Here is a 25,176-nt window from a genome sequence, read left to right as displayed (position 1 = left end):
GGGATCAGCCGGTCAGCACCGCCCAGCCGTGCCCGGGCACCCGCACCCGGTTCCCGGCCCGTTCGGCGGCCCCGGCGAGGACCTCCCCGGCGCCGGGCGCGGGGATCTCGGCGGTCACGTCCGCGACGTTCAGCACCACCACCAGACGCTCCCCGTCGGAGGCCACCTCGTAGGCCAGCTGCTCGTTCGCCAGGTGCAGGGTGCGGCTGCGCGCCGTGTGCAGCCACCGGTGCCGACGGCGCAGGCCGATCAACTCCTGGTGCAGCCGGTAGGTCGGCAGCCCGACCGGCGAGAGGTCCCCGGGGCCGGCCGGGAAGGGCGGCCGGACGGCGTCGTCGCCCCCCGCCCGGTCCTCCTTGACGCCCCGGAAGGCGTGCTCGTCGCCGGCGTACACCGCGGGCGTGCCCCCGAGCGTGAACAGCACGACCAGCGCGTGCGCCAGGTGCCGCTCGTCGGTCACCTTGCTGGCGATGCGCGTGACGTCGTGGTTGCCGAGGAACGTGTACGGCGCGAACCGGTCGAGCAGCGCGGCGTGCCGCCCGAGCGCGGCGTCGAGCTCGAAGAAGTTGGCGTCGTTGAGCGAGCTCCAGACCGCCTTCCACAGCTCGTACTGGGTCACCGAGTCGAGGTGCCCGTCGGTGACCGCCCGGGTGTAGTCGCCGTGGATGACCTCACCCATCAGGTAGGCGTCGGGGTGCCGCTGCCGCACGCGGTCGGCCACCCGGGACCAGAAGGCGGGAGGAACGGCGTAGGCGGCGTCGAGCCGCCACCCGTCGGCGCCCCGGTCGAGCCAGTGCGTCATGACCTCGACGACGTGCTCCTCGACCTCGGGCGACGCGTGGTCGAGGGCCACGAGGTGCCCGTGCCCCTCGAAGTCGTCGTACGCGGGCTCGATCCCCGGCGCCCACGGGCCCTCCGGCCATCGCAGCCGGAACCACGACGCGGTCGGCGCCGCGGGCCCCTGCTCCAGCACCGCCCGGAAGGCCGGGTGCTCCCGGCCGACGTGGTTGAAGACGCCGTCGAGCAGGAGCCGGATGCCGCGTCCCCGGCAGGCGGCCACCAGCGCGTCGAAGTCGGCGTCCCCGCCCAGGCGCGGGTCGATGCGCAGGTGGTCGACGGTGTCGTAGCCGTGGGTCTCCGACGCGAACACCGGCCCCAGCGCCAACCCGGAGGCGCCCAGCTCGAGCGCGTGGTCCAGCCAGGCGGTGAGGTGACCGAGCCGGTGGCGCACCGGCTGGGTCGCCTCGCCGCGGGGCTCGGCCCCGACGAACCCCAGCGGGTAGACGTGCCACCAGATCGCGTCCCGCACCCACGCCGGCCCGTCCGTGCGCCCGTCGCTCATGCCGGGAATGCTGCCCTACGCGCGCCTCCCCACCCGCCAGAGGGACTCGCCGTGGACCTCCTCGTGTTCGCGCAGGTCGCAGGGGGTAGAGTCCGTGCCGGTCGCTGTTGCGCCTCTGCTTTCGTTCTTGGACGTCCGCAGTCGTCTCTGCCTGACGTTCCTCTCGGTCCTGCCGGTCGGTGCGGCGGCCCCTCCGCCGGTAGGTACCGGTGGAGGACACCCCCCAGCACGGAAGAAGGACAACATGGCTCAGGGCACTGTGAAGTGGTTCAACGCGGAGAAGGGCTTCGGCTTCATCGCCCAGGACGGCGGCGGCGCCGACGTGTTCTGCCACTACTCCGCCATCGTCAGCGACGGCTACCGCTCCCTCGACGAGGGCCAGCAGGTCGAGTTCGACGTGACGCAGGGCCAGAAGGGCCCCCAGGCGGAGAACGTCCGCCCCCTCTGAACCACGTGAACGACGGGGTCACGGTGCGCTGCGCCGTGGCCCCGTCGTCGTTCCGGCACCATCGTCATCCCGGCACGAGCCCCGAGGAGCACCCATGGCCGAGCACGTCGGACTCTGCGCGGACGCACCGCTGGGCTGCCCCTGCCGGGGCGACGCGACGATCCACGAGGACCGGAGCCGGGCGCTGAGCGAGGCCCGGGCGACCGACGAGGCCGTCGAGTGCCCCGAGTGCGGAGGCCCCGCCACGTCGGTGTCCATCACCTCCTGGGGCAACTGCCGCGCCTGCCGGACCGCGCACTCGCGGTCCACCCACCCGTTGCGCTGGTGAACCGGCCGGGCCGGCGGCCCGGCCCCGGCACCTCTAGCGGTCGGTCGACCGCAGGTGGAGGTCGAAGAAGCGCAGGATGCGCGCCCAGGCGTCCTCGGCCGACGGCTGGTGGTAGCTGAACCCGGTCACCCGCTCGATGACCCCGAACGGCCCGCTCGAGTGCCGGTTGAGGAACGAGTGCCCCGCGTCGGGGTACTCGACGACGTCGTTGGTGACGTCCAGCGAGTCCAGCGCGTCGCGCAGCCGGCCGGCGGCACCGCGCAGCACCGGGTCGCGACGGCCGAAACTCGCCACCACCGGGCAGGCGCCCTCGAGCACGCGCTCGGCGTCCTTCGGCACGAAGCCGTAGTTCGACGCGGCGGCGTCGAACCCCCGCGTCGCCGCCAGCAGCGCGAAACCCCCTCCCATGCAGAAGCCGACGGCGCCGACCCGGCCGGTACAGTCCTGCTGCGCGGCGGCCCACTGCCGTGTCGCCTCGATGTCGCCGAACACCGGCCCGCTGCGGCGCAGCAGCGACCGGAAGGTGCCCTGCAGGCAGCGCAGCGCCCCTCCGGCGGTGAAGAGGTCCGGCGCGACCGCCAGGTATCCGGCGGCGGCCAGGCGGTCGGCCTGCTGGCGGATGTCGTCGGTCAGCCCGAATGCCTCGTGCAGCACGACCACGCCCGGCCACGGCCCCTCGCCGACCGGCGGCCGGCTCAGGTAGGCGCGCAGCTCCGGAGCGCTCGTGGCGCCGGGGATCGAGGTCATGGGCACGGGAGGTCCTTCCGCCGGTGGTCGCGCCGACGCTAACGGGGGTGGCGTCGCCCCGCCCGGTCGGCGGTCACAGGCTCACGGCGACCGTCGCGGCCAGCTCGCGGACCGCCTCCAAATCCGCGGGCGCCGGCGGGCCGGTGAGGTTCAGCGGGGCGGCCACCCGCTTCCAGCCCAGCGCGCCGGTGATGCGTTCGATGCTGGTCAGGGCGCCGGCGGTGTCGTCGTTGCCGTGCACGTACACGCCGTAGGGCAGCCCGGCGGTCGCGTCGAGGCACGGGTAGTAGACGGTGTCGAAGAAGTGCTTGAGGGCTCCCGACATGTACCCGATGTTCGCCGGCGTCCCGAGCAGCACGCCCTCGGCGGCGAGCAGGTCGGCCGGTCCGGCCGAGAGCGCCGGGCGCACCGTCAGCTCGACGTCGTCGACCATCGCCGCGCCCTCCTTCACCGCCTCCAGGACCGCCTGCAGGGCGGGCGAGGGCGTGTGGTGGACGACCAGCAGACGCGGCATCCCGGCATTCTCCCGGACCGGCTCCCCTCCCGGCGGCGGGTGGCACAGTCCTCGGCATGCACCTGGTCCTGGAGTACACGCTGGCCGACGACTACCTGACCCGGCGGGCCGCGCTGCGCGAGGACCACCTCGCCCTCGCCCGCGCGGCCCACGAGCGGGGTGAGCTGCTCCTGGCCGGTGCCCTTCCCGACCCCTACGACCGGGCGCTGCTGGTCTGGACGGCGCCGCGCGAGGTGGTCGAGCGGTTTGCCGCCGAGGACCCCTACGTGCGCGAGGGGCTGGTGACCTCGTGGACGGTCCGCCCGTGGAACGTGGTCATCGGCTGACCGGCCGGAGCCGGCCGTAGACCCGGGCGAGGTCGGGCAGCTGGGCGTGCGCGTTCAGGCCGCTGGGGTTGGGCACCACCCAGGTCACCGCGCCGCCGAGCCGCTCCTCCTGCGGCCCGGCTGCCGCGCGCGGGCGCCCGAACGCCTGCCGCCACGCGGTGATGCCCAGCACCGCCAGCACGCGGGGGCGGTACGCCTCGACGAGCTCGGCCAAGGCCGCGGCACCGTCGGCGAGCTCGTCGGCCGAGAGCTCCGCGGCCGTCCGGGTGGGCCGGTCCACCAGGTTGGTCACCCCCAGGCCGTAGCGCAGCAGCTCCCGGTCCTCCTCCGGGCGCAGCCGCCGAGGCGTGAGGCCGGCCAGGTGCAGCGCGGGCCAGAACCGGTTCCCCGGCCGCGCGAAGTGGTGCCCCCGCTCGGCCGACATCAGCGAGGGGTTGATGCCGCAGAACAGCACGTCCAGGTCCGGGCCGAGGACGTCGGGCAGCGGTTTCGGGCGACGACCCGGCCCGGTCGGCACCGCGTTCACGGGCGGTCGATCTCGGCGGACACGGGGCACCTCACCTCAGGCCGCCTCCTCGGCGATGACCACCGGCGTGCTACCGGTAGCTGAGCAGGTGGCGGCGCGGGCCGGTGACGTGCGCGTGGTCGTTGAACGCGAGGAGCGTGAGGCCGGTGCTCCCGGCCAGCACCGACGTGACGCCGACGTTCACCGCGGCCCGGTTCAGGGCGACGACCGCGTCGGCCGGTGCCCCGAGCAGCGATGCGACCACCGCGGCGATCACACCGCCGGAGCTGACGACGACGGCGTCGCGCCCCTTGTCGAGGTCGGCGGCCAGGTCCTGCACCGCCGCGACCGCGCCCGAGGAGAACGCCGGCCAGCCGTCGGCGTCCCCCGCGGCGATCCAGGACCGCAGGGCGCCGTCCAGGAGCTGCTGGACCTGGCGCGACCCGGACTCCTCCGCGTCGGCCGCACCGGGATAGCGCTCCAGCAGGCCGACGTGGTCGTACTCGTCGAGCCGGGCGTCGGGTGGTCCGGGGGTGGCGAAGCCCGCCGCGTCGGCCAGCAGCGCCGCGGTGTCGCGCTGCCGCAGCAGTGAGCCGGAGACGACGAGCGGGTTCCGCAGCTCGCGCCGGCGCAGCTCCTCCCCCACGCAGCGGGACTGCTCGCGCCCCAGATCGCTGAGGACGTCGTAGTCGTCGGCGCCGAACGAGGCCTGCCCGTGCCGGACCAGGCAGATCAGCGGCATCCGGCCAGCCGCTCGGCGCGCTGGAGCAGGACCGCGGCGGCGATCCCGAAATGGGCGAACCGCGGGTTCGTGGTGGAGCCGGAGCGGAACCGGGCCCAGATCTGCTGGATGATCACCGCGAGCCGGAACAGGCCGAACACCTCGTAGAAGGTCCAGTTCTCGGGGCGCAGCCCGGTGCGGGCCAGGTAGCGCTCGACGATCTGCTCCCGAGTGGGCATCCCGGCCAGGGTGCTCGGCTGGGTGGAGACCAGCCCGAACTCCTCGTCGTCCTCGGCCGTGACCCAGTACGCCAGGGAGGACCCCAGGTCCATCAGCGGGTCGCCGACCGTGGCCATCTCCCAGTCGAGGACGCCGGTGATCCGCGGGGTGCCGGAGAGGTCGAGGACCAGGTTGTCCAGCTTCCAGTCGCCGTGCAGCAGGCTGGCGCCGACGTCGTGCGGCTGGCGCTCGGCGAGCCAGCTCATCAGCTCCTCGACGGGCGGCACGTCGTCGGTGAGCGCGTCGCGGAAGCGGCGCGACCAGCCCTCCACCTGACGGCGGACGTAGCCGGGCCCCCGGCCGAGGTCGCCGAGGCCGGCAGACTCCACGTCGATCGAGTGCAGGTCGGCGAGGGTGTCGTAGGCGGTCTCCCCCAACGCTCGGGCCTGCTCCGGCGACAACTGCACGCCGTCGGGCAGCGTGCGGCCGAGGACGACGCCGCGCAGCCGCTCCATCACGTAGAAGTCGCTGCCGATGATCGAGGGGTCCTCGCAGAACCCGTGGATCAGGGCGACCACGTCCAGGTGTGGACGCAGCCGTTGCTGGACCCGCACCTCCCGACCCATGTCGTGCGCGGAGGCGGCCTTGTGCCCGTGCGGCGGGCGGCGCAGCACCAGGTCCAGGTCGCCGTAGTCCAGCAGGTAGGTCAGGTTGCTGGCTCCACCGGAGAACTGGCGCACCTGTGGCGCGGGGTGTCCGTCGAGAGCCGGCACGCGCGGCTGCAGCCACGCGTGGACGGCGTCGACGTCGAAGGCGTCCTCGGGGCGGACGTCGCGGAGTCGGGTCGCGTTCTCGCTCATCCCGCCCATCCCACCACGAGGTCGGACAGCGCCGCGGAACGGCGTTCGGCCCGGGTGGCATCGCCACCCCGCACGCCGACCGTCGTCGGGCCGTCGCCGAGCGACTCCGCTGGGTTCCGCAACTCCGGTGGCGGAGTCGGAGGGCGCAGCGGGCCGTCGTCGGGGGTCGCTGCACCGGGCGGCTCCGAGTAGCGTCCTGCCAGGTCGAGAACCCGGCCGACGTCACGTGCGGCGTGACCCGACCGGGGCCTCCGGGGAGCCGGCCGAGGGCGGAGACATGCCATGTCAGTACCCGCGAGTGCACCGCTGGAGTTCGATGCCGGTCTCCAGCCGTTCCCCTTCCACATGTTCGTCGACCTGGTCAGCGCGACCGTCGCCGTCGCCGGTGAGCTGGACCGGCAGAACGCCCCCCACGTGCTGGACGGGTTGACGGCGCTGACGTCCACCGGGCACCGGCGGTGGACCGTCGACACCAGCGCCGTGAGCTTCTGCGACGCGGCGGGCCTGCGTGTGCTGGTCACCGGCCACCACCTCGCCCGCCGGCACGGCTGCGAGCTGGTCATCGACCGGCCGAGCCGGTGCGTGCACCGCCTCATGGGTCTGGTCGGTCTGGACCGGGTGCTCGCGGTCCGGAGCGACGAACCGCGCCCGGCACCGGCCGCCGGCGGACAGCGGCCCCTGCCCTCGGCCGGTCCGCTCCGGTCGGCGCGCCGGATCCGGGCCCTGCCGGTCGTCGGTCCGCCGGAGGCCTGACCCGCGCGGCTACTGGACGGGTGCGTCCGGCGGCGGCAGCTGGACGCCGAGCTGCTCGTCGACCGAGACGACGCCGGCGACCGCGGTGAGCGCCCCGGCGGCCCCGGGCGGTACGGACCCGGTGATGATGCCGAGGCCGTCGAGCACCTGGTCCACCTGCATGCCGTGCGCGCGAAGCCCTTGCACGACGCCGTCCAGGGCGGACAGGTGCCCGTCGTCGACCGTGACGCTGACCTGGGTCATGCGCGGCAGGCTACGCGGGCCCGCCTCACTGCGGGGCGATCGCCAGCCCGCTCCCGGCATCGACCGACGGCTGGAGGATGCGCTCGCTCTCCTGCAGCAGCGTCGCCCAGAGCTCCAGCCCCCGCCGGCCGGTGGCCTCCGCCCACAGCGCGGCCAGTCCGGCGACGTGCGGCGTGGCCATGCTCGTGCCGCTGATGGTGTTGTAGCGGGTGGGCATCGGCCAGGCGGAGTACACCTGCCACCCGGGGGCGGCGATGTCGACCTGGCCACCGCGGGCCGGCAGGCTCCGGGCGGAGAAGTACGCCATCTCCAGCGCCTGGTCCAGCGCGCCGACGGCCATGATCTCGACGCTGTTGGCCGGGGCGCCGACGAAGCCGACGTCGCCCGCGCGCCGATCGGCGTTGTTGCCGGCCGCCGCGATGATCAGCGAGCCCTGCTGCAGGGCCCGGCGCCCGGCGGCGGAGTACGGCGGATGGACCTGCACGACGTCGGCGCCCAGGGACATCGAGATCACCGGGCACCCGCTGGTCACGGCCCAGTTGATGCCGGCGAGGATGCCCGCGTCGGTGCCGCTGCCGTCGGTGCCCAGCACCTTTCCCGCATAGATCTCGGCCTCGTGGGCGACTCCGTAGCGCGGGCCGGTGGACGGGCTGCGCGGACCGCACGCGGTGCCGATGCAGTGCGTGCCGTGCCCGTGCCCGTCGTGCGCGTCCTCGCCCGGCACGAACGACCGCGCCGTGACCGAGCGCCCGGTGAAGTCGGGGTGCGCGGCGTCGAACCCGGTGTCGAGCACCGCCACCCGGATGCCCCGGCCCGACCGCGCGGAGACGTCGGCCCGCACGGCCTGCACTCCCCAGGTCGCCTGGGCGGTGTCCTCGAAGCGGGTGGGCGCCGCCGGACGGGCCGCTCCCGGGGCCGCGTCCTCGGACAGCAGGCGGCCGGCGAGATCGGCCACGCCGTCGCGGTAGCCGGCGGTGTAGGAGCGCGACTCGTCGCCGAGCACGTGGTGGACCAGCTCCGGCGAGACCGACAGCACGGGCCGCCCGGCCGCCTCCGCCGATTGCAGCCGGCTCACCTGACCGGGGTCGGCGGTGACGACGGCGATGCCGAGGGCGCTGAAGACCGTGGCCTCGGCGTCCCGCAGCGCCTCGGGAGGCACGTCGCCGTCGGTGAAGTCCCGGGAGTCGGCGACCTGGTGGACGCCCACCCGCCCCCAGTCGACCCGGGCGTCGTCCCCGGTGCCGGCGAGGACGACGACCTGCCGGCCGGTCGTTCGCGGGAGCGGACCCACCGCGCCGCGCCGGACGTCTCCCGGGACGGCCGGGCGCCTCGGATCGATCAACGTTCCCCCTCGGATCGGTGACACCGGCCCAGCCAGCGTCCTCGGGTGCGGGGGTCACCGCCAGCCGGCCCCGCGTGTCGCAGTGTGTCCCTCGCCTACGACGGGACGCAGAGTTCCCGGCGGTTCAGCCCTGCACCGTAGAGGGATCCATCCACATGACCTCCCAGACGTTGCCGTCGGGGTCGGCGAAGCTGGAGCCGTACATGAACCCGTGGTCCTGGGCCGGCATCCACGGCTTCCCGCCGGCGGCGATCGCGGCCGACACCATCTGGTCCACCTCCTCGCGGCTGCCGGCCGACAGGCAGTTGAGCACCGACGTCGCCTGGGCCGGGTCCCCGACCTGGCCGGGAACGAAGTCGGCGAACCGCTCCCGCGTCAGCAGCATCACGAGGATGTTCTCCTCGACGGCGTAGGAGACGGCCAAGGCGTCCGAGAACCGGTCGTTGCGCCGGAAGCCGAGCGCCGCGTAGAAGGCGTCTGTGCGGGCCAGGTCGGTCACGGGCAGGTTGACGAAGATCATGCGCACGGGAGTGCTCCTGGTGCCTCGGGGCGGGCCGCGGGGTGCGGACGGCGGGACATCAGTGCAGACCGCGGGCGTCTCCCGAACTCATCGGCGTCAGCCCCCGGGGTTCGGCGCCGTCTCCCGCGGACGGGCGCGGACGTCGCGCGGACCGGGCACCTCGTGGCCGTCCCCGCAGACCAGGGCGACGCGCACCGGCGCTCCGCAGCCCGCGTGCTCCAGCGCCAGCGGAACCGGGCCGTCGGCCAGGTAGCGGTCGCCCCACTGCATGAGCGCCACGAGCGTCGGATAGAGGTCGCGGCCCTTCTCGGTGAGCCGGTACTCGTGCCGCTGGCGGGCGCCGTCCACGCGGTAGGGCTCCCGGCTCAGCAGCCCCTCCTGCACGAGCGTGGCCAGCCGGTCGGTGAGCACCGCCTTGGGCGCCCCGAGGGCCTGCTGCAGGTCGGCGAAGCGGCGGACGCCGAGGAAGGCCTCCCGCATGACCAGGAGGCTCCACTTCTCCCCTACGACGGCCAGGGTCCCGGCCACCGAGCAGTGGGACCGGTCGTACGAGGCGTCGCTCACAGTGTGATCGTAACCATGCTGGGTTCGCTTGACGAACCTCGCGCGCGAGAGCATGGTTCATGTAGCGAACCCAGAGACGGACGCCCCGCCCGCCCCGCGGCGCTCGCTCCCATCCGCTGCTCCCCGAAGGACCCACCATGTCCCGCCTGCGCACCACCCTCGCTCGCCGGCACGCCGCCCGCACGCACCTCCGCGAGGAGCGGGCCATCGCCCGCGCCCTCGCCTCCGCGCCGACGCTGGAGTCCGCGCACGAGATCGCCGTCCTCGCCGCCCGGCGCTGAACGCGGAGCGACCGCCCTCAGCGCTCCGCGGGAACGGGCCGGAGCCCGGAGAACGTCGTCGCCACCAGGGCATCGGCCAGCGCGCCCGGGGTGAGGTCTCCGTCGGGCCGGTACCACTCGACCAGCGAGTTGACCGTGCCGAACAGCAGCCGGCTGGTCACGGCCGGATCGACGTCGGGCCGCACGTCGCCCTGCGCCAGCGCCTCCCGCACCAGCCCGGTGACCAGCCGGTCGAAGTCCCGGCGCCGTTGCAGCGCAGCCCGCTCGACCTCTGAGTTGCCGCGCAGCCGCAGCAGCAGCCTCACGAACGGCAGCTCGTCCGCGAGCACCCGCACCGAGCGGCGCACCACGTGCTCCAGCCGGTCGATGGCCGGGCCGGTCGTGGCGCCGGCCTCCTCGGTCACCGCGAACAGCGCGTCGAGCGCGCGGTCGAGGGCCAGCCTGAGCAGCTCCACCTTGCTCCGGACGTGGTGGTAGATCGCCGACTTGGTGACGCCGAGCCGCCCGGCCAGCTCCTCCATGCTGGTCGCCTCGTAGCCCCGTTCGTCGAACAGCGCGACGGCGACGGTCAGCAGCGAGTCCAGGGAGTGACCGGGCCGCCCTCGCCGGGCCGGCTCTCCCAGTCCGCCCGACGCGCTCATCGCAGGAACTGTGCCACCCCACCGGCCCTTGTGGTCGTCCGTGTCCTGCGCCACACTATTTCTGACCGCTCGGTCAGTAAAGGTGGCCTGGAGGTGCCCGTGTCCGCGACCGCGCTGGACTCCCCGGACGTCGACGTCGACCCGGGCCTGCAGGAGCAGTTCGACGCGACCATCGCCGCCGAGCGGCGGATCGAACCGCGCGACTGGATGCCCGAGGGCTACCGCCGCACGCTGGTCCGGCAGATCGCCCAGCACGCCCACTCCGAGATCATCGGCATGCAGCCCGAGGGCGACTGGCTGCTCCGCGCGCCGAGCCTGCGCCGCAAGGCCGTCCTGCTGGCCAAGGTCCAGGACGAGGCCGGGCACGGGATGTACCTGTACTCCGCCGCGGAGACGCTGGGCGCCGACCGGGCCGATCTGACCGACCGGCTCATCGACGGCCGGCAGAAGTACAGCTCGATCTTCAACTACCCGACGCTCACCTTCGCCGACGTCGGGGTCATCGGGTGGCTGGTCGACGGCGCGGCGATCTGCAACCAGGTGCCGCTGTGCCGGTCGAGCTACGGGCCCTACGCCCGGGCGATGGTCCGCGTCTGCAAGGAGGAGTCCTTCCACCAGCGACAGGGCTACGAGCTGCTGCTCACGATGATGCGCGGCACCCCGGAGCAGCGGGCGATGGTGCAGGACGCCGTCGACCGCTGGTGGTGGCCCTCGCTGATGATGTTCGGCCCGCCCGACACCGACAGCCCGAACTCGGCGCAGTCGATGGCCTGGGGCATCAAGCGGCACAGCAACGACGAGCTGCGGCAGAGGTTCGTGGACATGACCGTGCCGCAGGCGGCGTTCCTCGGCGTCACGCTGCCCGACCCCGACCTGGCGCTCGACCCGTCGACGGGCCGCTACCGGTTCGGAGCGATCGACTGGGAGGAGCTGAAGCGGGTCATCAGCGGCGCGGGCCCGTGCAACGCCGAGCGGATCGCCCGCCGCCGCGCCGCGCGGGACGACAACGCGTGGGTGACCGAGGCAGCCATCGCGTACGCCCGGAAGCACGAGGCCCGGTCGTGAGCGCACGGGCGGGGTGGCCGCTCTACGAGGTGTTCGTGCGTGGCAAGCGCGGGCTGAACCACGTGCACGTGGGATCGCTGCACGCGCCGGACGACGAGATGGCGGTGCACGCCGCGCGCGACGTCTACACCCGGCGCAACGAGGGCGTGAGCATCTGGGTGGTGCGGGCCGATGCCATCACCGCGTCCAGCCCGGACGAGAAGGACCCGATGTTCGCCCCGAGCGGCGACAAGGTCTACCGGCACCCCACGTTCTACGAGATCCCCGCCGACGTCCCGCACATCTGAAGAAGGACCCCCTCTCCGCCCACGGAGGTTCCCATGCACGAGGAGACCGTGTACGACGCGCTGGACACCACGCACGGCGGCGGTGGGCAGTGGGCATTCGGCACCGGGTTCGACGACCCGCTCGCCGGCGTCGAGCTCACGGTGCCCGACGGCGTGGACCCGGCGGACCTCGGCGCCTACTGCCTGATGCTCGGCGACGACGCCCTGGTGCTCGCGCAGCGGCTGACCGAGTGGATCACCGCGGCGCCCGAGCTCGAGGAGGAGGTGGCGTTCGGCAACACGGCCCTGGACCTGCTCGGCCAGGCCCGGCTGCTGCTGACCCGCGCCGGCTCCGTCGGGGTGCTCGGCCGGTCCCGCTCGACGGCGACCGACTCGATCCCGGACGAGGACGCGCTGGCCTGCTTCCGCGATCCCGACGAGTTCCGCTGCACCGGCCTGGTGGCGGCGGGCAACGGCGACTTCGCGCAGACGATGGTCCGTCTGCTGGCCGCCTCCACCGTCCGGCTGGCGGTGTTCGCGCGCCTGCGCGCCTCCCGCGACCCGGTGCTCGCCGCCGTCGCCGCCAAGGGCGTGCACGAACTCGCCTACCACCGCGACCACGCGGCCCGCTGGGTGCTGCGGCTGGGCGACGGCACGCCGGAGTCGCACCGCCGGGCACAGGCCGGGGTCGACGCCGTCTGGCCGCACCTGGCCGATCTCTTCACCGCCACCGACGTGGAGGCCCGCCTGGCCGCCGCCGGGGTCGCCGTCGATCCGGCCGGCGTGGGCGACGAGGTGCACGACGTGCTGACCACCGTCCTCACCCGCGCGACGCTGCGGGTCCCCGGACGGCCCGCCGACGTCGTCCCCCGCGGCCGGACCGGCGGGCACGGCCCTGAGCTGAGCGCGCTGCTGACCACCCTCCAGGGCCTGGCGCGACGCCACCCGGCGGCGACCTGGTGACCCCGGCGCCGGACCCGAGGGAGGTGGCCGGGACCGTCGTCGACCCCGAGCTGCCCGTGCTGACCCTGGCCGAGCTCGGCGTGCTCCGCGACGTGCGGTTGCACGACGGCACAGTGGTCGTGGACCTCACCCCGACCTACACCGGCTGCCCTGCGATGGGCGTCATGCGCGCGGACCTGCTGAACGCCCTGCACGCGGCCGGCTTCGACGACGTCGAGGTGCGCACCGTCCTCTCCCCCGCCTGGACCAGCGACTGGATCAGCGCCGAGGGCCGCCGCAAGCTCGCCGAAGCGGGCATCGCCCCGCCGGGGCCGGCCCCGGACCGCGCGCCCGGCCCCGTTCCGCTGCGGCTCGGTCCCTCGCGGCGCACCGCTCCCTGCCCGCTGTGCGGCTCGCCCGACACCGAGGAGGTCAGCGAGTTCGGCGCGACGGCGTGCACCGCGCTGCGCCGCTGCCGCAGCTGCCGGGAGCCGTTCGAGCACGTGAAGGAGATCTGATGACCCCGGCTGCCCGGCGGCACCCACGGTTCCACCGGCTGACCGTCGCCGCCGTCGAGCGGCTCACCGACGACGCGGTCGCGGTCACCTTCGCCGTTCCGCCATCACTGGCAGAGGAGTACCGGTTCCGGCCCGGCCAGGCGCTGACGCTGCGGCGGGTCGACGGAGATCGGGACGAACGCCGCTCGTACTCGATCTGCGCCCCGGCGGGCGCGGCACCGCGGGTGGGGGTCCGCGAGGTCCCCGGCGGGCTCTTCTCCTCGTGGCTGGTGCACCAGGTGCGCCCCGGCGACGAGATCGAGGTGCTGCCGCCGTCGGGGACGTTCACCACCGACCTCGACGCGCCGGCCGACCACGTGTTCGTCGTCGCCGGGTCGGGGATCACCCCGGCGCTGTCGCTGGCGGCCACCGTGCTGGGCGACGGCCGGTCCACCGTCACCGTCCTCTACGGCAACCGGCGCACCGACACCGTGATGTTCGCCGACGAGCTGGCCGACCTCAAGGACCGGTACGGGTCGCGCCTGCAGCTGGTGCACGTGCTCTCCCGGGAGCCGCGCGACGCCGAGCTGACCAGCGGGCGGCTGGACGCCGAGCGGCTGCGGGCGCTGGTCGGCGCCCTGGTGGACCCCGCCGGGGTCGACCACTGGTGGCTCTGCGGCCCGCACGGCCTGGTGACCGGCGCACGCGAGGTGCTCGCGGAGCACGGCGTGCCGGCCGAGCGGGTGCACCAGGAACTGTTCTTCGTCGACGACCTCCCACCGCAGCCCGTGCGCGGCGACGACGCGGCCGTCGAGGGGCCGAGCAGCCGGGTCACCGTCGTCCTCGACGGCCGGACGACGACGCTCGCCCTGCCTCGGGACGTCCCGGTGCTGGACGCCGCGCAGCGGGTGCGCGGCGACCTGCCCTTCGCCTGCAGGGGCGGCGTCTGCGGCACCTGCCGGGCCCGGGTCACCGACGGGCGCGTGGAGATGCGCCGCAACTACGCGCTGGAGCCCGAGGAGGTCGCCGCCGGCTACGTCCTCACCTGCCAGGGCCTGCTCGTCACCGACGAGGTGACCGTCGACTTCGACGCGTGACCGGTCAGCCGGGCGTCGGACGGCCGGCTGACGGCTTCGTGTCGATCTCGCGACCAGCGGCATCCTCCGGGACCGGCCGGGCATGCCTCTGGCGATCGAGGCCCAGGACCGACCAGGGGAGGCCGCATGTCCCGCGCCGGCGTCGCGGCCCCGAGAGAGCCGGAGCTCCGCCGATGAGCTCGGTGCCGCTGGTCCCGGAGACGGTGCAGGACGACGGCGGCCCGGTCACCGCCCGCGAGGCGTGGCGCGGGGTGCGCGGCGAAGGCATCGGGACCGTGGCCGGGGAGCTGGCCACGCGTTTCCGGTACGGCGACGGGTTCTCCTCCGCCCGGGCACTGGCCTTCCAGCTCTCCCTCGCCGCGCTCCCGCTGTGCATCGCGGTCATCGGGCTCGCCGGGGCGTGGGAGGCGCTGACCGTCCGGCTGGTGCTGAGCCGCACGATCCTGCAGCTCACCCCGGGTGCCTCCGACGACCTGCTCCGGCGCACCCTGCCCTCCGACGACACCTCCCTGGGCACCGCCGCCCTCGTGCTGGCCGGCACCTCGGCGCTGGTGGCGCTCACCACGGCCATGGCGCAGGTCGAGCGGGGAGCCAACCGCATCTACGGCATCCACCGGGACCGGCCGTCGGCCGCCAAGTACCGCCGGGCCCTCGTCCTGTCGGTCGCCGCGGGGCTCCCGCTCATGGCCGGCTCGCTGCTGATCCTCACCCGCGGCGCGTTCGCCGAGGCCGTGCAGAGCGTCTACGCCGTCGACGACGACGTCGTCGAGGCCTGGACCGGCCCGGCGGCACTGGTGCTGGTGGTGAGTTCGCTGGTCGCCGTGCTGCACCGGGCCCCGGCGCGCACGCAGCCCCACTGGCCGGTGCTGCTCACGGGCAGCCTGCTCGCCATCGGCGCGTGGACCGGGCTCACCCTGCTGCTCGCCGGCTTCCTCGAGCTGTCCACCGGCTTCGGCTCGGTCTACGGCCCGGTGACCGGGGTGATCGCACTGCTGCTCTGGGCGCAGATGTCGGCCACCGCCCTCTTCCTCGGGGTGGCCGTCTCCGCGGAGCTGGAGATGACCGCCCACCGGGCCCGGCGCCGTGCCCGTGACGTCGGCGCCGATCGGACCCCGACCGTGCGAGAGGAGCTCGACATGACCGGCCCGAATCCCACCGTCCTGGCCCGTGACGGGGACCGGACGACGGGCGCCCGCGCTTCGCCGTCCGCGCCGTCCTGGGCCTGACCGCGGTCCTCGCCGGAGCGCTGCCCTTCCTCGTGCTGTGGCTGCTGGTCGGCGGCCGCTGGGACCCGCTCGCCGACCTCGACGGCGACGTCGCGGCCGACCTGAACGCGGCGGTCGCGGACTCCCCCGACTCGGTGTCGGCGTTGCGGCTGGTCACCGATGCCGGCGGAACCGGGACCGCGGTGTGGGTCCTCACGCTGACCGCCGTCGTCCTCGTTCTCCGGGGCCAGCGCCGGCTGGCGTGGTTCGTCGCCGTCACCGGGGCCGGCCTGGCCGTGCTGGTGCCGCTCACCAAGGCCCTCGCCGACCGCGCCCGGCCACTGGTCGCCTACCCCGTCGTGGACACCCCCGGCAACGCCAGCTTTCCCAGTGGCCACGCGATGACCTCGCTGGTCACCTGGGGGGTCCTCGTGCTCCTGACGCTTCCGGCCGTGCCCCGGCGCCGGCGGCCCTGGCTGGTCGTCGGAGCGGCCCTGCTCGTGCTCGCCGTGGGGTTCAGCCGGATTGCGCTCGGCGTGCACTTCGTGTCCGACGTGCTCGCCGGCTACGCCCTCGGCGCGGCCTGGCTGGCGGTCATGACGGCGGCGTTCCGCGGATGGCAGCACGAGACCGTCCCGGTCCCCACCGCACGTCCCTCCGACCCCCTGGAGCTCGGCGCCGCGGGCGCTCCGCGCCTGGCTCCGGAGCCGGAGCCCCGGAGCCGGTCGGCTGCCGGGCTGCGGCTGCTCGCGCTCGCCGGGATCCTGTGGGCCGCCCTCTCCGCCGCGGGTCTCCTGGTGACCGCCACCTTCGGGAACTCCGCCCTCGTCCGGGGCGACCTCGCCGTCGTCCGCTGGTTCGCCGAGCACCGGACGCCGACGTGGACGACGGTCGCCGACCTCGCCGGTGCGCTCGGCGGCACCCGCACGGTCATCGCCGGAGGCGTCTGCCTCGCCGTGCTCGGCGTCGCGGTGGCGCACCGGCGACGGCCCGCGGTGTTCGTCGTCGGGGCCCTGGCCGGTGAGGTGCTGCTCTACCTCGCGATCGCCCAGGTCGTGGAGCGGGCCAGGCCCGGCGTCGCCGACCTCACCGGGGGGCTGCCGGTCGCCGCCAGCTGGCCGTCCGGGCACGTGGCCGCCGCGACCGTCCTCTACGGAGCGCTGGCCGTCCTCGTCCTGCGGCTCGGCCGGCCTCCCTGGCGGTGGCTCGTACTCGCCGTCCCGCTCCTCGCGGTTCCGGCCGTCGCCCTGTCGCGGATCTACGTCGCCGCCCACCACCCCACCGACGTCCTGGCCGGCGTGGTCCTGGGCGTCGCCTGGCTGCTGGCCTGCCGACGCGTGCTGCTCGAGGACCCCGCGAGGGTGGACGGCGAGGCCGCACCCGGGTGATCGACGCACTCCCGGCGGCCCGAGCGCGGGTCGGGAAGGATGCGGGGGTGGGTGTGGAGACCGTGCTGCTGCTCGTGCTGGCCTCCGTCGCGGTGATCGTCACCGTGCACGCCGTCGCGGAGCGGTCGGGCCTCCCGGCCGCCGCGCTGCTCACCCTCGTGGGACTGGGCTACGCCCTGCTCCCGGCGGCCGAGATCGAGCTGGAACCCGAGCTGATCCTCACGCTGGTGCTGCCACCGCTGCTCTACAGCGCGGCGCTGGAGTCCTCGCTGGTGGCGATCCGGCGCAACCTGCGCACCGTCGTCAGCCTCTCGGTGCTGCTGGTGCTCGTCACGGCCCTGGTCATCGGCACCGGCTTCGCGCTGTTCGTGACCGGCGCGACGCTGGCCGCCGGCATCGCGCTGGGCGCCGCCGTCGCACCGCCGGACCCGGTGGCAGCGCTGGCCGTCGGGCGCAAGGTCGGCCTGCCCCCTCGGCTCATCACGCTCATCCAGGGCGAGGGGCTGCTCAACGACGCGACCGCGCTGACGATCCTCACGGTGGCGGTGGCCGCCGCCCAGGGCGACGGCTTCTCCACCCCGGCGGCCGTCGGCCAGTTCCTGGTGGCCGCGGTCGGCGGCGTCCTGGCCGGCCTGGCCGTCGCCCTCGGCGTGCGGCCGTTGCGCCGACTGCGCCGCGACCCGCTCACCTCGAACGCCATCAGCCTGGCCACGCCCTTTCTCGCCTACCTGCTGGGCGAGTCCGTGCACGTCTCCGGGGTCCTCGCCGTCGTCGTGGCCGGGCTGGTGATCGGGCACCACAACCCCAGCTGGGCGTCGGGGGCCAGCCGGCTGCAGACCAACGCCGTGTGGCGGCTGGTGAACTTCCTGCTCGAGGGATTCGTCTTCCTGCTGATCGGTCAGCAGCTGCCGGCCGTCGTCGCCGGCCTGGACGAGTACGACACCGGCACGGTGGTGACCGCGTCGCTGATCACCGTCGGCGGCATGCTGCTGGTACGACCGCTCTGGCTGCTGCTCACCGAGTCGCTGCCGCAGTCGCTGCACACCCGGCTCGGCAGCTCGGGCGAGGCCGGTGACCCCGCCCGACCGGTCCGCCGGCTGAGCGGCCGCGAGATCGTCGTGCTCAGCTGGGCCGGGACCCGGGGCGTGATCAGCCTGGCGGCGATCTTCACGCTGCCCGAGGTGACCGCCGACGGCGAGCCGTTCCCCGACCGCTCCCTGCTGCTCTTCTGCGCCTTCCTCGCCGTCCTGGTGACCCTGGTGGGTCAGGGCGTCACCTTCGCCCCGCTGGTGCGGGCGCTGGGCCTGCGCGCCGACCAGGCCGACCAGGCGCGGCTGCGCAACCACGCCCGCATCGCCTCGGTCGAGGCGGCACTGGCCCGGCTGGACGACCTCGCCACGGAGGAGACCGACGCCGTCGACGGCGAGGCGCTCGACGTGCTCCGCTCCCAGCTGCGCACCCGGCTGGAGGGCTACCGCAAGCGGATGGACATGCTGGCCGGCGCCGAGCCGGGCGCCGTGCCGCTGTCCCCGCAGTACGAGGCGGCCCTGCGGTTCCGCCGGGCCGCGCTGGACGCCCAGCGCGAGGAGTTGCTCCGCTGGCGGGACGCCGGCCGGCTCCCCGACGAGGGGCTGCGCTCCCTCACCCGCGAGCTCGACCACGAGGAGGGCCGGCTGCCCGCGCGGGCCTTCCGATGAATCAGGCGCGCTCGGCCGGCTCCGCGGCCGCCGCCGCGGGCGAGCTGTCCGGCCGGTCGCGCAGGAACAGGTACCAGTAGGACGTCGCCACGAAGACGACGGCGCCGACGAGGTTGCCCGCACCGGCCAGCAGCCAGTTCATCAACGTCTCGCTCCAGCCGATGTCCGGCACCCCGGCGAAGATCGCGGCCGGCAGGAAGAACATGTTGGCGACGACGTGGTCGAAGCCCATCGCGACGAAGGCCATGATCGGGAAGAAGATCGCCAGCACCTTGCCGGAGACGTCCTTGGCGGCCAGCGACATCCAGACCCCGAGGCAGACCAGCCAGTTGCAGCCGACGCCGCGCAGGAAGGTCTGCCACGGCGACTCCCCCAGCGCCTTGCCCTCGGCGATGCCCGCCAGGCGCTCATGGGTCAGGGCGGCGCTGCCGCTCGCGTCCGCGTCGCCGATGACGCCGGTCTGCACCGCCAGGAAGAACGCCACGAACAGCGCGCCCAGCAGATTGCCGATAAGCACCAACGTGAGGTTGCGGGCGACGTCGCCGACGCTCAGCTTGCCGTGCATGGCGCCCAGCGGGACCAGCATCATGTTGCCGGTGGCGAGGTCCGAGCCCGCGATCAGCACCAGGACGAGGCCGAGGGTGAACGCCGCCCCCATGAACAGCGTGGGCAGGGTGCCCCAGGTCGCGGGGTCCAGCCCCGAGGACACGGTGATCGCGACCAGGCCGCCGAAGGCGATGTAGGCCCCGGCCAGGAAGGCGCTCACCAGCACCCGGTCCCAGGTGCGGTGGACCTTCTTCGCCCCTGTCTCGGCCGCTACCTCGGCCATCTCCTGCGGTTCGCGTGCCGACATCGTGGCCTCCCTTGTGGTGCGGTCTGCTCTGCAGCCTCCCGCCGGGCCGGCCCGGCGGCAAACCGGGTCCGACCGCGTAGCCCCGGCGTGCTCGGGTAGGGCCCACCCGGTGGCATGGGCGCCGGTGAGCGGTGTCTACCCGCCGGACATGACCAGCTATCCGATCGGCGCGGCGATGAACCCTCACCGTGAAGATGGGCAACTGCAACCACCGCCGGTACATCCCGCACCTGGTGGACCTGGTGCGCACCGGCGCGATCGACCCCTCGACGGTCCTGACCCAGGTCGAGGACATGCCCTCGGTGCTCGACGCCTACGAGACCTTCGACCGGCGGGAGAGCGGCTGGACCAAGGCCGTGATCGCGCCGGCGTGAGCCGTTCCTGGCCGACGACGCGGCCGGCGACCGCGTCGTCGGTCTCGCCCGGGTATCAGCCGCGGGAAGGCACCCCGTACCGCGGATCGTCCGTACCGGTCCCGCGTTGGGCGGGGCGGTCGTGGCCCAGCCGGTGGCGGCAGTGGCGGCCTCCCCGCGAACCCGTGGGCCACGGTGATGCGGGCGGCATACCGACCTCCAGGCCCGTCTGCGGTGCCCGGACGCGACCCTGACCGGGGCGGCGACGGATCAGCCGGCGCTGCCGTCCGTGGCCCCGTCCTCCGTCGGTTCGGTCGCCGTGCCGGCGTCCGGGTCCGGCTCCGTCGGCGGCGTGCTCGGCTCGGTGCTCTCGCCGCTCGGCTCGGTGCTCTCGCCGCTCGGCGCGGTCGTGCCGTCGCTCGGCGGCGTCGTCGGGGACGTCGTCGGGGACGTCGTGCCGGCCTCCTCCTCGCCGCCGGTGGCCGGCGGTGTGGTCTCCTCCGGCACCGTGCTCTGCGACGGAGGCGTCGTGCCGGGAGCGCTGGACGGCGGAACGGATGACGCGGATGCGGATCCTCCGGCGGCCCGGGTCGGCCCGGGCCCGTCAGCCGGTTCCCCGGCGGACGTGCGGGTCCCTGTCCGCGACGCGTCCCCGGCTCCGCGCCCGGCCTGCGTCGGCGCCGCCGGGTCGTCGGTGACGGCGCGACCGGAGTGCGACGGTGCGGTAGGCGGCACGGCGACGTCGAGCCGCACCCGGTCGCCCACCGACAACGGCGTCCCCGCCGGGTCGAGCGTGACGACGGTGCCAGCCGGCTGGTCGGCGGTGACCACGTCCCGGCGCTCGACGTCGAGCCCGAGCCCGGTCAGTTCGGCGGCGACGTCGTCGGCCGGCCGCCCGACGTGGTCGTCCGCGGCCAGGACGATCGCCCCTTCCGCGGGTGGCGCCGACGCGACCGGGTCCGCGGACGCATCGTTCCCGCCCGGACGACCGACCGTCGCCGCGACCACGCCCGCGCCGAGGAGCAGGGCCAGCAGCGGCGCCAGGATCAGCCAGCGACGGCGCCGATCACGTCGCCGGTGGGCCCGTCGCCCGGCCGGAGTCCCGGTCGTCCGCGCAGCGCCGGACCGTCCCGCCGCCGTGGTGGGGACCACCGCGGCGACCGGGAAGGTGCTGCTGGGCGAGGGGTCCTGGTCCTCACCCAGCAGGGTGGCGTCGATGGCGGCGAGAAAGGCGTCGGCGTCGGGGAACCGGGCGTCGGGGTCCTTGGTCAGTGCACCGTCGATGAGCGTGCGCACCTCCTCCGGAACCTCCGCCGGCAGCGGCTCCGGCTCCTCCTGCACCTGCTTGAGGGCGAGGGCGACCGGGTTGTCACCCTCGAATGCGGCGTGACCGGTCAGCGATTCGTACCCGACCAACCCGAGGGCGTAGACGTCGCTCGCCGGGCGCGGCGACTCGCCCACCGCCTGCTCCGGCGACATGTACTGGGGGGTGCCGATCACCTGGCCGGTCTGCGTCAGCGGCACGCTGGCCGCGGACCAGGCGATGCCGAAGTCGGTGAGCTTCACCTGCCCCGCGCTGTCGATGAGGATGTTGGCCGGCTTCACGTCCCGGTGGACGACGCCGGCGCGGTGCGCCTCCGCCAGGGCCGCGGCGGACTGCCGCAGCACCGACAGCGCGGTGGTGGTGTCCATCGGCCCGTCGTCGCCGAAGCGGGTGGAGAGCGGGGCCCCGTCGACCAGCTCCATCACCAGGTAGGCAATCCGCTCGCCGGTCGCCTCCACCTCGGTCTCCCCGTAGTCGTGGACCGCGGCGATGTTCGGATGGCTGAGGGCCGCGGCATGCGTGGCCTCGGCGCGGAACCGGGCGACGAAACCGGGGTCGTCCGCGTACTCGCTGCGCAAGACCTTGACGGCGACGGGCCGGTTCAGCCGGACGTCCCGCCCGCGCCAGACCTCACCCATGCCGCCGGTGGCGATCAGCTGATCGAGCGCATAGCGGCCGTCCAGGAGCTCGTGTCCGACGCTGGTCACTCCTGGCTCCGTCCCCCGGCGGCGCCGCACCCGGTGGCGCGGCGTTCGATCCACTCCCGGAAGTGCCCGTCGGTCGCCGCGCCTACACCCGGCCACGGCAGCCGGAGCGGCGGGCCGCGCTGGAGCGGCCGGATCCGCCCCGCGGAGTTAGCGTCGGTGCATGACGACACCCGACCCGCCGCAGCCGCCCGCCCCGGACCCCTCGCCGGCCGACCCGGACACGCCCGGCGCTCCCGATCCCTCAGGTCTCCCCGACCCGATCGGTCCGGTCGCTCCGCCGCCGGACGGTGGCCCGGCGCCGATCGTCTGAGCGGCCCACGGGACGCCCCCGTCCGGGCGTCCCGTGCGCGTCAGTCGGGGGTCGGCTCCCCGGCGGTCCGGCGCGCGCCCGCTTCTCCCGCCGACGCCCGCGGCGGCTCTCCAGGGCGGTGTAGAGCACCGGCACCAGCAGCAGGGTGAGCAGCGTGGAGCTGATCAGCCCGCCGATCACCACCAGCGCCAGGGGCTGGGAGATGAAGACCCCGCCGCCGGCGGCCCGAACGCCGTCGCACACCCACCGTCGGTGCGCCCCCCGCCCCGGAGGTCCGGGGCGGGGGGCGCCGATCAGACCTGCCGCTGGAGCACGAAGTCGTACCGCGACTCCAGCCACGGCACGTCGCTGGAACCGCCGTCCGGCGTCCGCCCCGGCTCGCGCTCCTCGAAGGCGGTGACCAGCTCCTGCTTCGTCCCGAAGACGACGTCGCTGTCCAGGTGGTCCGCCCCCTCCCTGGAACAGATGGGTGATCAGCGGCTCGTAGCCGGGCACGTCGATCAGGAAGTGGACGTGCGCTGGCCGGAAGTGGCTGATCCCGGTGCGGCTGATCAGGTCGCCGACGGGGCCGTCCATCGGGATGGCGTAGCCCAGGGGCGCGATGGTGCGGACGCAGTAGGTGCCGTCCTCGCGTGTCGTGTACTTCGCCCGCAGCCGCGCCTCGTCGATGTCGGGGATCTGGGATTCGTAGGCCCCCTCGGTGTCGGCCTGCCAGACGTCGAGCACCGCGTTGGGCACCGGGTTGCCCTCGAGGTCGCGCAGCGTCCTCGGTGACCGGCTGCACGGAGCGTCCTCCAGGTGGTTGCCGTGTCGCCCCCCGGCGCCGCGCGTCGGTTCAGGGTGCCAGGACCACGCGTGCCCCGGTGCCGCCGGCCGCCTCGCCCGCCCACGCGTCCGCCGCCTCCGCCAGCGGCCGCACCCGGTGCGCCACCGACAGCCGCCCCGCGGCCGCGTGCTCGCCCACGGTGCGGATCGCCTCGTTGCGTTGCGCCTGGGTGAGGGCGTTGTTCGTGTAGCCCAGCACGGCGATCGAGCGGCTGCGCACCAGTGCCGAGGAGAATTCGGCGGCGTCACCGGCCGAACCTCCCAGGTTCACCAGGCGGCCCTGCTCCGACAACGCCCGGACGGCTGCGGTCGCCGGGACGCCGAACACCGGGTCGACGACGACGTCGAGCCGACCGCCGGTCGCCTCGGCGAGACGGGCCGCCAGCTCGTCGACGTTCCCGGTCAGCGGGACGACGGCGTCGGCCCCGGCCGCGCGGGCGCGTTCCTGCGCCGCCGCCGACCGACAGGCGGCGACCACCCGGCCGGCGCCGAGCAGCCGGGCGGCCCCGACCGCCGACTGGCCGACCGCGCCACCGCCACCGAGCACGAGCACGTGCTCACCGGGCTGCAGGCCTGCCCGCCAGGTCAACGCCATCCAGGCGGCGACCGCCGACAGCCCGAGCGCTGCCATGTCGTGGTCCTCCACCCCAACGGGGAGCGGGACGACGTCGGGGTCGGGGACCGCGCACAGCTCGGCCAGGCTCCCGTTCCCCGGCGCCATGCCGGCCGCGGTGGCGAACCAGACCCGGGTGCCTTCGGCGAAGCGGCCCGACCGTTCGACGACCCCGACACCCTGCACGCCCGGCACGTACGGCACGGCCGGCCGCCCGAAGTAGGAGGTGCCGGTCGCGCACAACAGGTCCAGCGGGACGATCGGCGCGGCGGTGACCCGCACCAGGGTCCCTTCCGCGGCGGGGACCGGGTCGGGGTGCGTCGTGTACGCCGGGGACAGCCCCGGCTCCGTCAGGACGGCGGCGTGCACGTCAGGTCGCGATGTCGGGGTACGGGAGTCCGATGCCGGCGTCGGCCATCACCCGGCCGTAGGCCTGCTGGTACTCCAGCGGCCCGTGGTCGCGCTCGAACATCGCGATGAACAACGTGAGCGTGAGGAACGGGTGCGCACCCATCCGGAACAGGGTCACGTGATCGTGCTCGCGCAGCGCCCGCCGCTCCTCCTCGGTGAAGGCCAGCCAGGTGCTGCGCTCCGCATCGGTGCAGTTGAGCAGCTTGTTGGCCATCTCCCGCTCCCACCACTCGACCGTGCCGGCGGGGTCGTCGCGGTAGCGCTCCACCAGGCTCGGGTCGCGGTCGACGGTGAACAGGAACTTGTCGAGCAGGTACTTGCTCATGCCGGTGCTCCGTTCGGGTACCAGGTGAAGTAGGCCTCCATCGTGTGGAACAGGTCGAGGGTGTCGACGTGCGCAGCCTTCTGCCCCTCGCCCGCCACGCCCATCATCAGCATGAAGTCCATGAAGCCGTGCGTGGCATTACCCGGCGCGTGCAGGCTCTCGAGGCTGACTTCGCGCAGGCAACCCTCGATGTCGCCGGAGGCGATCCAGTCGACGGCCTTCCGGTCGAACTCCGGGTCGGGGCCGTGCTCGCCGAACTGGCGCGGCCCGCCGAGCTCGAGCGACAGGTGCCCGGTGCCGATGATCGCCACCCGCTTGTCGCTCTCCCAGGACTCCACCATCTCGCGCAGCGCCCTTCCCAGCTGCACGAAGCGCTTCGGCTGGGGCAGCGGCGGCGCGAAGATGTTGGTGTAGACCGGCACGATCGGCAGGTCGGCCTCGGGCCGCAGCGCGATGATCGGGCAGGTGATGCTGTGGTCGATCCGCAGCTCGTTGCTGAACGCCAGGTCGAAGTCGCGGTCCAGGCCGTCGCGCAGCAGGTGCGCAGCGAGGTTCTCCTCGCCCCGCAGCGTCATCCTCGGCAGGCCGAACTCGCGCTCCTCGTTGTACCAGTTGGCGTCGAAGAAGGGCGCCTTGCCGATCAGGAACTGGGGCATGTTGTCCAGCCACAGCTGGTGGAAGTGGTCGCTGCCGACCATCACCAGCACGTCGGGTTCGGTCCGGTTCAGCGTCTCGGCGAAGGCCGCCTGCTTGGCGACCCACTCGTCGGCGAACGGCGGGCGGTCGGCCCCCGTGGACGTCTTCGCCTTGTAGAAGAACGGGTGGTGGGTGGACGCGACGACCGCGACCAGTTCAGCCATGACGACCTCCAGCGGGATCGGGGTCCGGGCGGCTGCCCGGCAGTGGCTCGGGGGTGTAGGGGTCCTTCTTATAAACCTCTCACA

31 protein-coding genes are annotated in these 25,176 nt (G+C 74.3%); 14 read left to right on the top strand and 17 right to left on the bottom strand.

From position 1 onward, the window contains the following. Window positions 1-4 precede the first annotated feature (4 nt). Window positions 5-1,342, bottom strand: coding sequence for an alpha-amylase family glycosyl hydrolase (locus C5508_RS08230; RefSeq protein ID WP_104524458.1), 1,338 nt, complete (start codon window positions 1,340-1,342; stop codon window positions 5-7). A 244-nt stretch (window positions 1,343-1,586) separates the two neighbouring features. Between C5508_RS08230 and C5508_RS08225 the strand changes: the two genes are divergently transcribed. Further along, window positions 1,587-1,790: a cold-shock protein gene (locus C5508_RS08225; protein WP_104524457.1), complete on the top strand. Its 204-nt coding sequence runs from the start codon at window positions 1,587-1,589 to the stop codon at window positions 1,788-1,790. Between the two features lie 94 nt (window positions 1,791-1,884). Continuing rightward, on the top strand, window positions 1,885-2,118 hold the full coding sequence (locus C5508_RS08220) for a hypothetical protein (RefSeq protein ID WP_104524456.1): 234 nt from the start codon (window positions 1,885-1,887) through the stop codon (window positions 2,116-2,118). Between the two features lie 33 nt (window positions 2,119-2,151). On the opposite strand, the gene C5508_RS08215 is transcribed toward C5508_RS08220, so the two are convergent. Further along, entirely contained in the window at window positions 2,152-2,865 is a 714-nt protein-coding gene (locus C5508_RS08215) for a dienelactone hydrolase family protein (protein ID WP_104524455.1), read from the bottom strand. Window positions 2,866-2,938: 73 nt separating this feature from the next. Then, a complete protein-coding gene (locus C5508_RS08210; protein WP_104524454.1) occupies window positions 2,939-3,379 on the bottom strand; it encodes a flavodoxin family protein in 441 nt (146 codons plus the stop codon). A 56-nt stretch (window positions 3,380-3,435) separates the two neighbouring features. On the opposite strand from C5508_RS08210, the gene C5508_RS08205 reads away from it, so the two are divergent. Further along, the gene (locus tag C5508_RS08205) at window positions 3,436-3,705 is read left to right on the top strand and encodes a YciI-like protein (RefSeq protein ID WP_104524453.1); all 270 of its coding nucleotides are present in this window, start codon (window positions 3,436-3,438) and stop codon (window positions 3,703-3,705) included. Here the strand turns inward: C5508_RS08205 and mug are convergent. The 3 genes from mug to C5508_RS08190 all read right to left on the bottom strand — a co-directional run bounded on the left by mug (window position 3,695) and on the right by C5508_RS08190 (window position 6,010). Further along, on the bottom strand, window positions 3,695-4,231 hold the full coding sequence (gene mug, locus C5508_RS08200) for a G/U mismatch-specific DNA glycosylase (RefSeq protein WP_104524452.1): 537 nt from the start codon (window positions 4,229-4,231) through the stop codon (window positions 3,695-3,697). The two genes, C5508_RS08205 and mug, sit on opposite strands and share 11 nt — an antisense overlap. Window positions 4,232-4,301: 70 nt before the next feature. Next, window positions 4,302-4,952 carry a histidine phosphatase family protein gene (locus tag C5508_RS08195; protein WP_104524451.1) on the bottom strand — a complete coding sequence of 217 codons (651 nt, stop codon included), beginning with the start codon at window positions 4,950-4,952 and terminating at the stop codon, window positions 4,302-4,304. Next, window positions 4,943-6,010: a phosphotransferase family protein gene (locus C5508_RS08190; protein ID WP_104524477.1), complete on the bottom strand. Its 1,068-nt coding sequence runs from the start codon at window positions 6,008-6,010 to the stop codon at window positions 4,943-4,945. Before C5508_RS08190 ends, C5508_RS08195 begins: the two co-directional genes overlap by 10 nt. A 282-nt stretch (window positions 6,011-6,292) precedes the next feature. On the opposite strand from C5508_RS08190, the gene C5508_RS08185 reads away from it, so the two are divergent. After that, complete coding sequence (locus tag C5508_RS08185; RefSeq protein ID WP_104524450.1) at window positions 6,293-6,763, top strand: STAS domain-containing protein; 471 nt, start codon at window positions 6,293-6,295, stop codon at window positions 6,761-6,763. 9 nt (window positions 6,764-6,772) lie between these two features. Here C5508_RS08185 and C5508_RS08180 read toward each other — a convergent pair whose 3' ends face one another. The 4 genes from C5508_RS08180 to C5508_RS08165 form a co-directional block, all read right to left on the bottom strand. Further along, on the bottom strand, window positions 6,773-7,006 hold the full coding sequence (locus C5508_RS08180; protein WP_104524449.1) for a hypothetical protein: 234 nt from the start codon (window positions 7,004-7,006) through the stop codon (window positions 6,773-6,775). A gap of 25 nt (window positions 7,007-7,031) precedes the next feature. Continuing rightward, window positions 7,032-8,348, bottom strand: coding sequence for a S8 family serine peptidase (locus C5508_RS08175; protein ID WP_104524476.1), 1,317 nt, complete (start codon window positions 8,346-8,348; stop codon window positions 7,032-7,034). A 124-nt stretch (window positions 8,349-8,472) separates the two neighbouring features. Continuing rightward, window positions 8,473-8,868, bottom strand: coding sequence for a VOC family protein (locus C5508_RS08170; protein ID WP_232797002.1), 396 nt, complete (start codon window positions 8,866-8,868; stop codon window positions 8,473-8,475). A 96-nt stretch (window positions 8,869-8,964) separates the two neighbouring features. Next, window positions 8,965-9,432 carry a winged helix-turn-helix transcriptional regulator gene (locus C5508_RS08165; RefSeq protein WP_104524447.1) on the bottom strand — a complete coding sequence of 156 codons (468 nt, stop codon included), beginning with the start codon at window positions 9,430-9,432 and terminating at the stop codon, window positions 8,965-8,967. Between the two features lie 137 nt (window positions 9,433-9,569). Here C5508_RS08165 and C5508_RS19500 point away from each other — a divergent pair, with 137 nt between their 5' ends. Next, entirely contained in the window at window positions 9,570-9,713 is a 144-nt protein-coding gene (locus tag C5508_RS19500) for a hypothetical protein (protein WP_157944029.1), read from the top strand. Window positions 9,714-9,730: 17 nt separating this feature from the next. On the opposite strand, the gene C5508_RS08160 is transcribed toward C5508_RS19500, so the two are convergent. Next, window positions 9,731-10,354 carry a TetR/AcrR family transcriptional regulator gene (locus C5508_RS08160; protein ID WP_198597962.1) on the bottom strand — a complete coding sequence of 208 codons (624 nt, stop codon included), beginning with the start codon at window positions 10,352-10,354 and terminating at the stop codon, window positions 9,731-9,733. Between the two features lie 93 nt (window positions 10,355-10,447). Between C5508_RS08160 and paaA the strand changes: the two genes are divergently transcribed. From paaA to C5508_RS08120, 8 genes are all read left to right on the top strand, one after another. Then, complete coding sequence (gene paaA, locus C5508_RS08155) at window positions 10,448-11,419, top strand: 1,2-phenylacetyl-CoA epoxidase subunit PaaA (RefSeq protein ID WP_198597961.1); 972 nt, start codon at window positions 10,448-10,450, stop codon at window positions 11,417-11,419. After that, complete coding sequence (gene paaB, locus C5508_RS08150; RefSeq protein WP_104524446.1) at window positions 11,416-11,706, top strand: 1,2-phenylacetyl-CoA epoxidase subunit PaaB; 291 nt, start codon at window positions 11,416-11,418, stop codon at window positions 11,704-11,706. The genes paaA and paaB overlap by 4 nt, the downstream gene beginning before the upstream one ends. A 33-nt stretch (window positions 11,707-11,739) precedes the next feature. Further along, a complete protein-coding gene (gene paaC, locus C5508_RS08145; protein ID WP_104524445.1) occupies window positions 11,740-12,648 on the top strand; it encodes a 1,2-phenylacetyl-CoA epoxidase subunit PaaC in 909 nt (302 codons plus the stop codon). A gap of 23 nt (window positions 12,649-12,671) precedes the next feature. Then, window positions 12,672-13,145 carry a 1,2-phenylacetyl-CoA epoxidase subunit PaaD gene (gene paaD, locus C5508_RS08140; protein WP_232796999.1) on the top strand — a complete coding sequence of 158 codons (474 nt, stop codon included), beginning with the start codon at window positions 12,672-12,674 and terminating at the stop codon, window positions 13,143-13,145. Further along, window positions 13,145-14,221 carry a 1,2-phenylacetyl-CoA epoxidase subunit PaaE gene (gene paaE / locus C5508_RS08135; protein ID WP_104524443.1) on the top strand — a complete coding sequence of 359 codons (1,077 nt, stop codon included), beginning with the start codon at window positions 13,145-13,147 and terminating at the stop codon, window positions 14,219-14,221. The genes paaD and paaE overlap by 1 nt, the downstream gene beginning before the upstream one ends. A gap of 173 nt (window positions 14,222-14,394) precedes the next feature. Beyond that, on the top strand, window positions 14,395-15,447 hold the full coding sequence (locus C5508_RS08130) for a YihY/virulence factor BrkB family protein (RefSeq protein WP_104524442.1): 1,053 nt from the start codon (window positions 14,395-14,397) through the stop codon (window positions 15,445-15,447). A 32-nt stretch (window positions 15,448-15,479) separates the two neighbouring features. After that, entirely contained in the window at window positions 15,480-16,814 is a 1,335-nt protein-coding gene (locus tag C5508_RS08125; protein WP_104524441.1) for a phosphatase PAP2 family protein, read from the top strand. Window positions 16,815-16,861: 47 nt separating this feature from the next. After that, window positions 16,862-18,511, top strand: a complete 1,650-nt coding sequence (locus tag C5508_RS08120; RefSeq protein WP_104524473.1) for a Na+/H+ antiporter — start codon at window positions 16,862-16,864, stop codon at window positions 18,509-18,511. 1 nt (window position 18,512) lies between these two features. Here C5508_RS08120 and C5508_RS08115 read toward each other — a convergent pair whose 3' ends face one another. Continuing rightward, window positions 18,513-19,364: a formate/nitrite transporter family protein gene (locus C5508_RS08115; RefSeq protein WP_104524440.1), complete on the bottom strand. Its 852-nt coding sequence runs from the start codon at window positions 19,362-19,364 to the stop codon at window positions 18,513-18,515. A gap of 188 nt (window positions 19,365-19,552) precedes the next feature. Between C5508_RS08115 and C5508_RS08110 the strand changes: the two genes are divergently transcribed. Further along, window positions 19,553-19,738, top strand: coding sequence for a hypothetical protein (locus C5508_RS08110; protein ID WP_104524439.1), 186 nt, complete (start codon window positions 19,553-19,555; stop codon window positions 19,736-19,738). A 249-nt stretch (window positions 19,739-19,987) separates the two neighbouring features. Here the strand turns inward: C5508_RS08110 and C5508_RS08105 are convergent, their stop codons facing one another. The 5 genes from C5508_RS08105 to C5508_RS08085 form a co-directional block, all read right to left on the bottom strand. Continuing rightward, window positions 19,988-21,748: a serine/threonine-protein kinase gene (locus C5508_RS08105; RefSeq protein ID WP_104524438.1), complete on the bottom strand. Its 1,761-nt coding sequence runs from the start codon at window positions 21,746-21,748 to the stop codon at window positions 19,988-19,990. A gap of 241 nt (window positions 21,749-21,989) precedes the next feature. Then, complete coding sequence (locus tag C5508_RS19875) at window positions 21,990-22,796, bottom strand: efflux RND transporter permease subunit (protein ID WP_198597960.1); 807 nt, start codon at window positions 22,794-22,796, stop codon at window positions 21,990-21,992. A 97-nt stretch (window positions 22,797-22,893) separates the two neighbouring features. Further along, window positions 22,894-23,865, bottom strand: a complete 972-nt coding sequence (locus C5508_RS08095) for a quinone oxidoreductase family protein (protein ID WP_104524437.1) — start codon at window positions 23,863-23,865, stop codon at window positions 22,894-22,896. 1 nt (window position 23,866) lies between these two features. Then, window positions 23,867-24,232, bottom strand: coding sequence for a hypothetical protein (locus C5508_RS08090; protein ID WP_104524436.1), 366 nt, complete (start codon window positions 24,230-24,232; stop codon window positions 23,867-23,869). Beyond that, entirely contained in the window at window positions 24,229-25,092 is an 864-nt protein-coding gene (locus C5508_RS08085; protein WP_104524435.1) for a DODA-type extradiol aromatic ring-opening family dioxygenase, read from the bottom strand. Before C5508_RS08085 ends, C5508_RS08090 begins: the two co-directional genes overlap by 4 nt. Window positions 25,093-25,176 lie beyond the last annotated feature (84 nt).

Source organism: Blastococcus atacamensis (genome assembly GCF_002938425.1).
Lineage (GTDB): Bacteria > Actinomycetota > Actinomycetes > Mycobacteriales > Geodermatophilaceae > Blastococcus > Blastococcus atacamensis.
The sequence above is the reverse complement of the archived record's forward strand: the minus strand, read 5'-3'. Positions and strand labels throughout refer to the sequence as shown.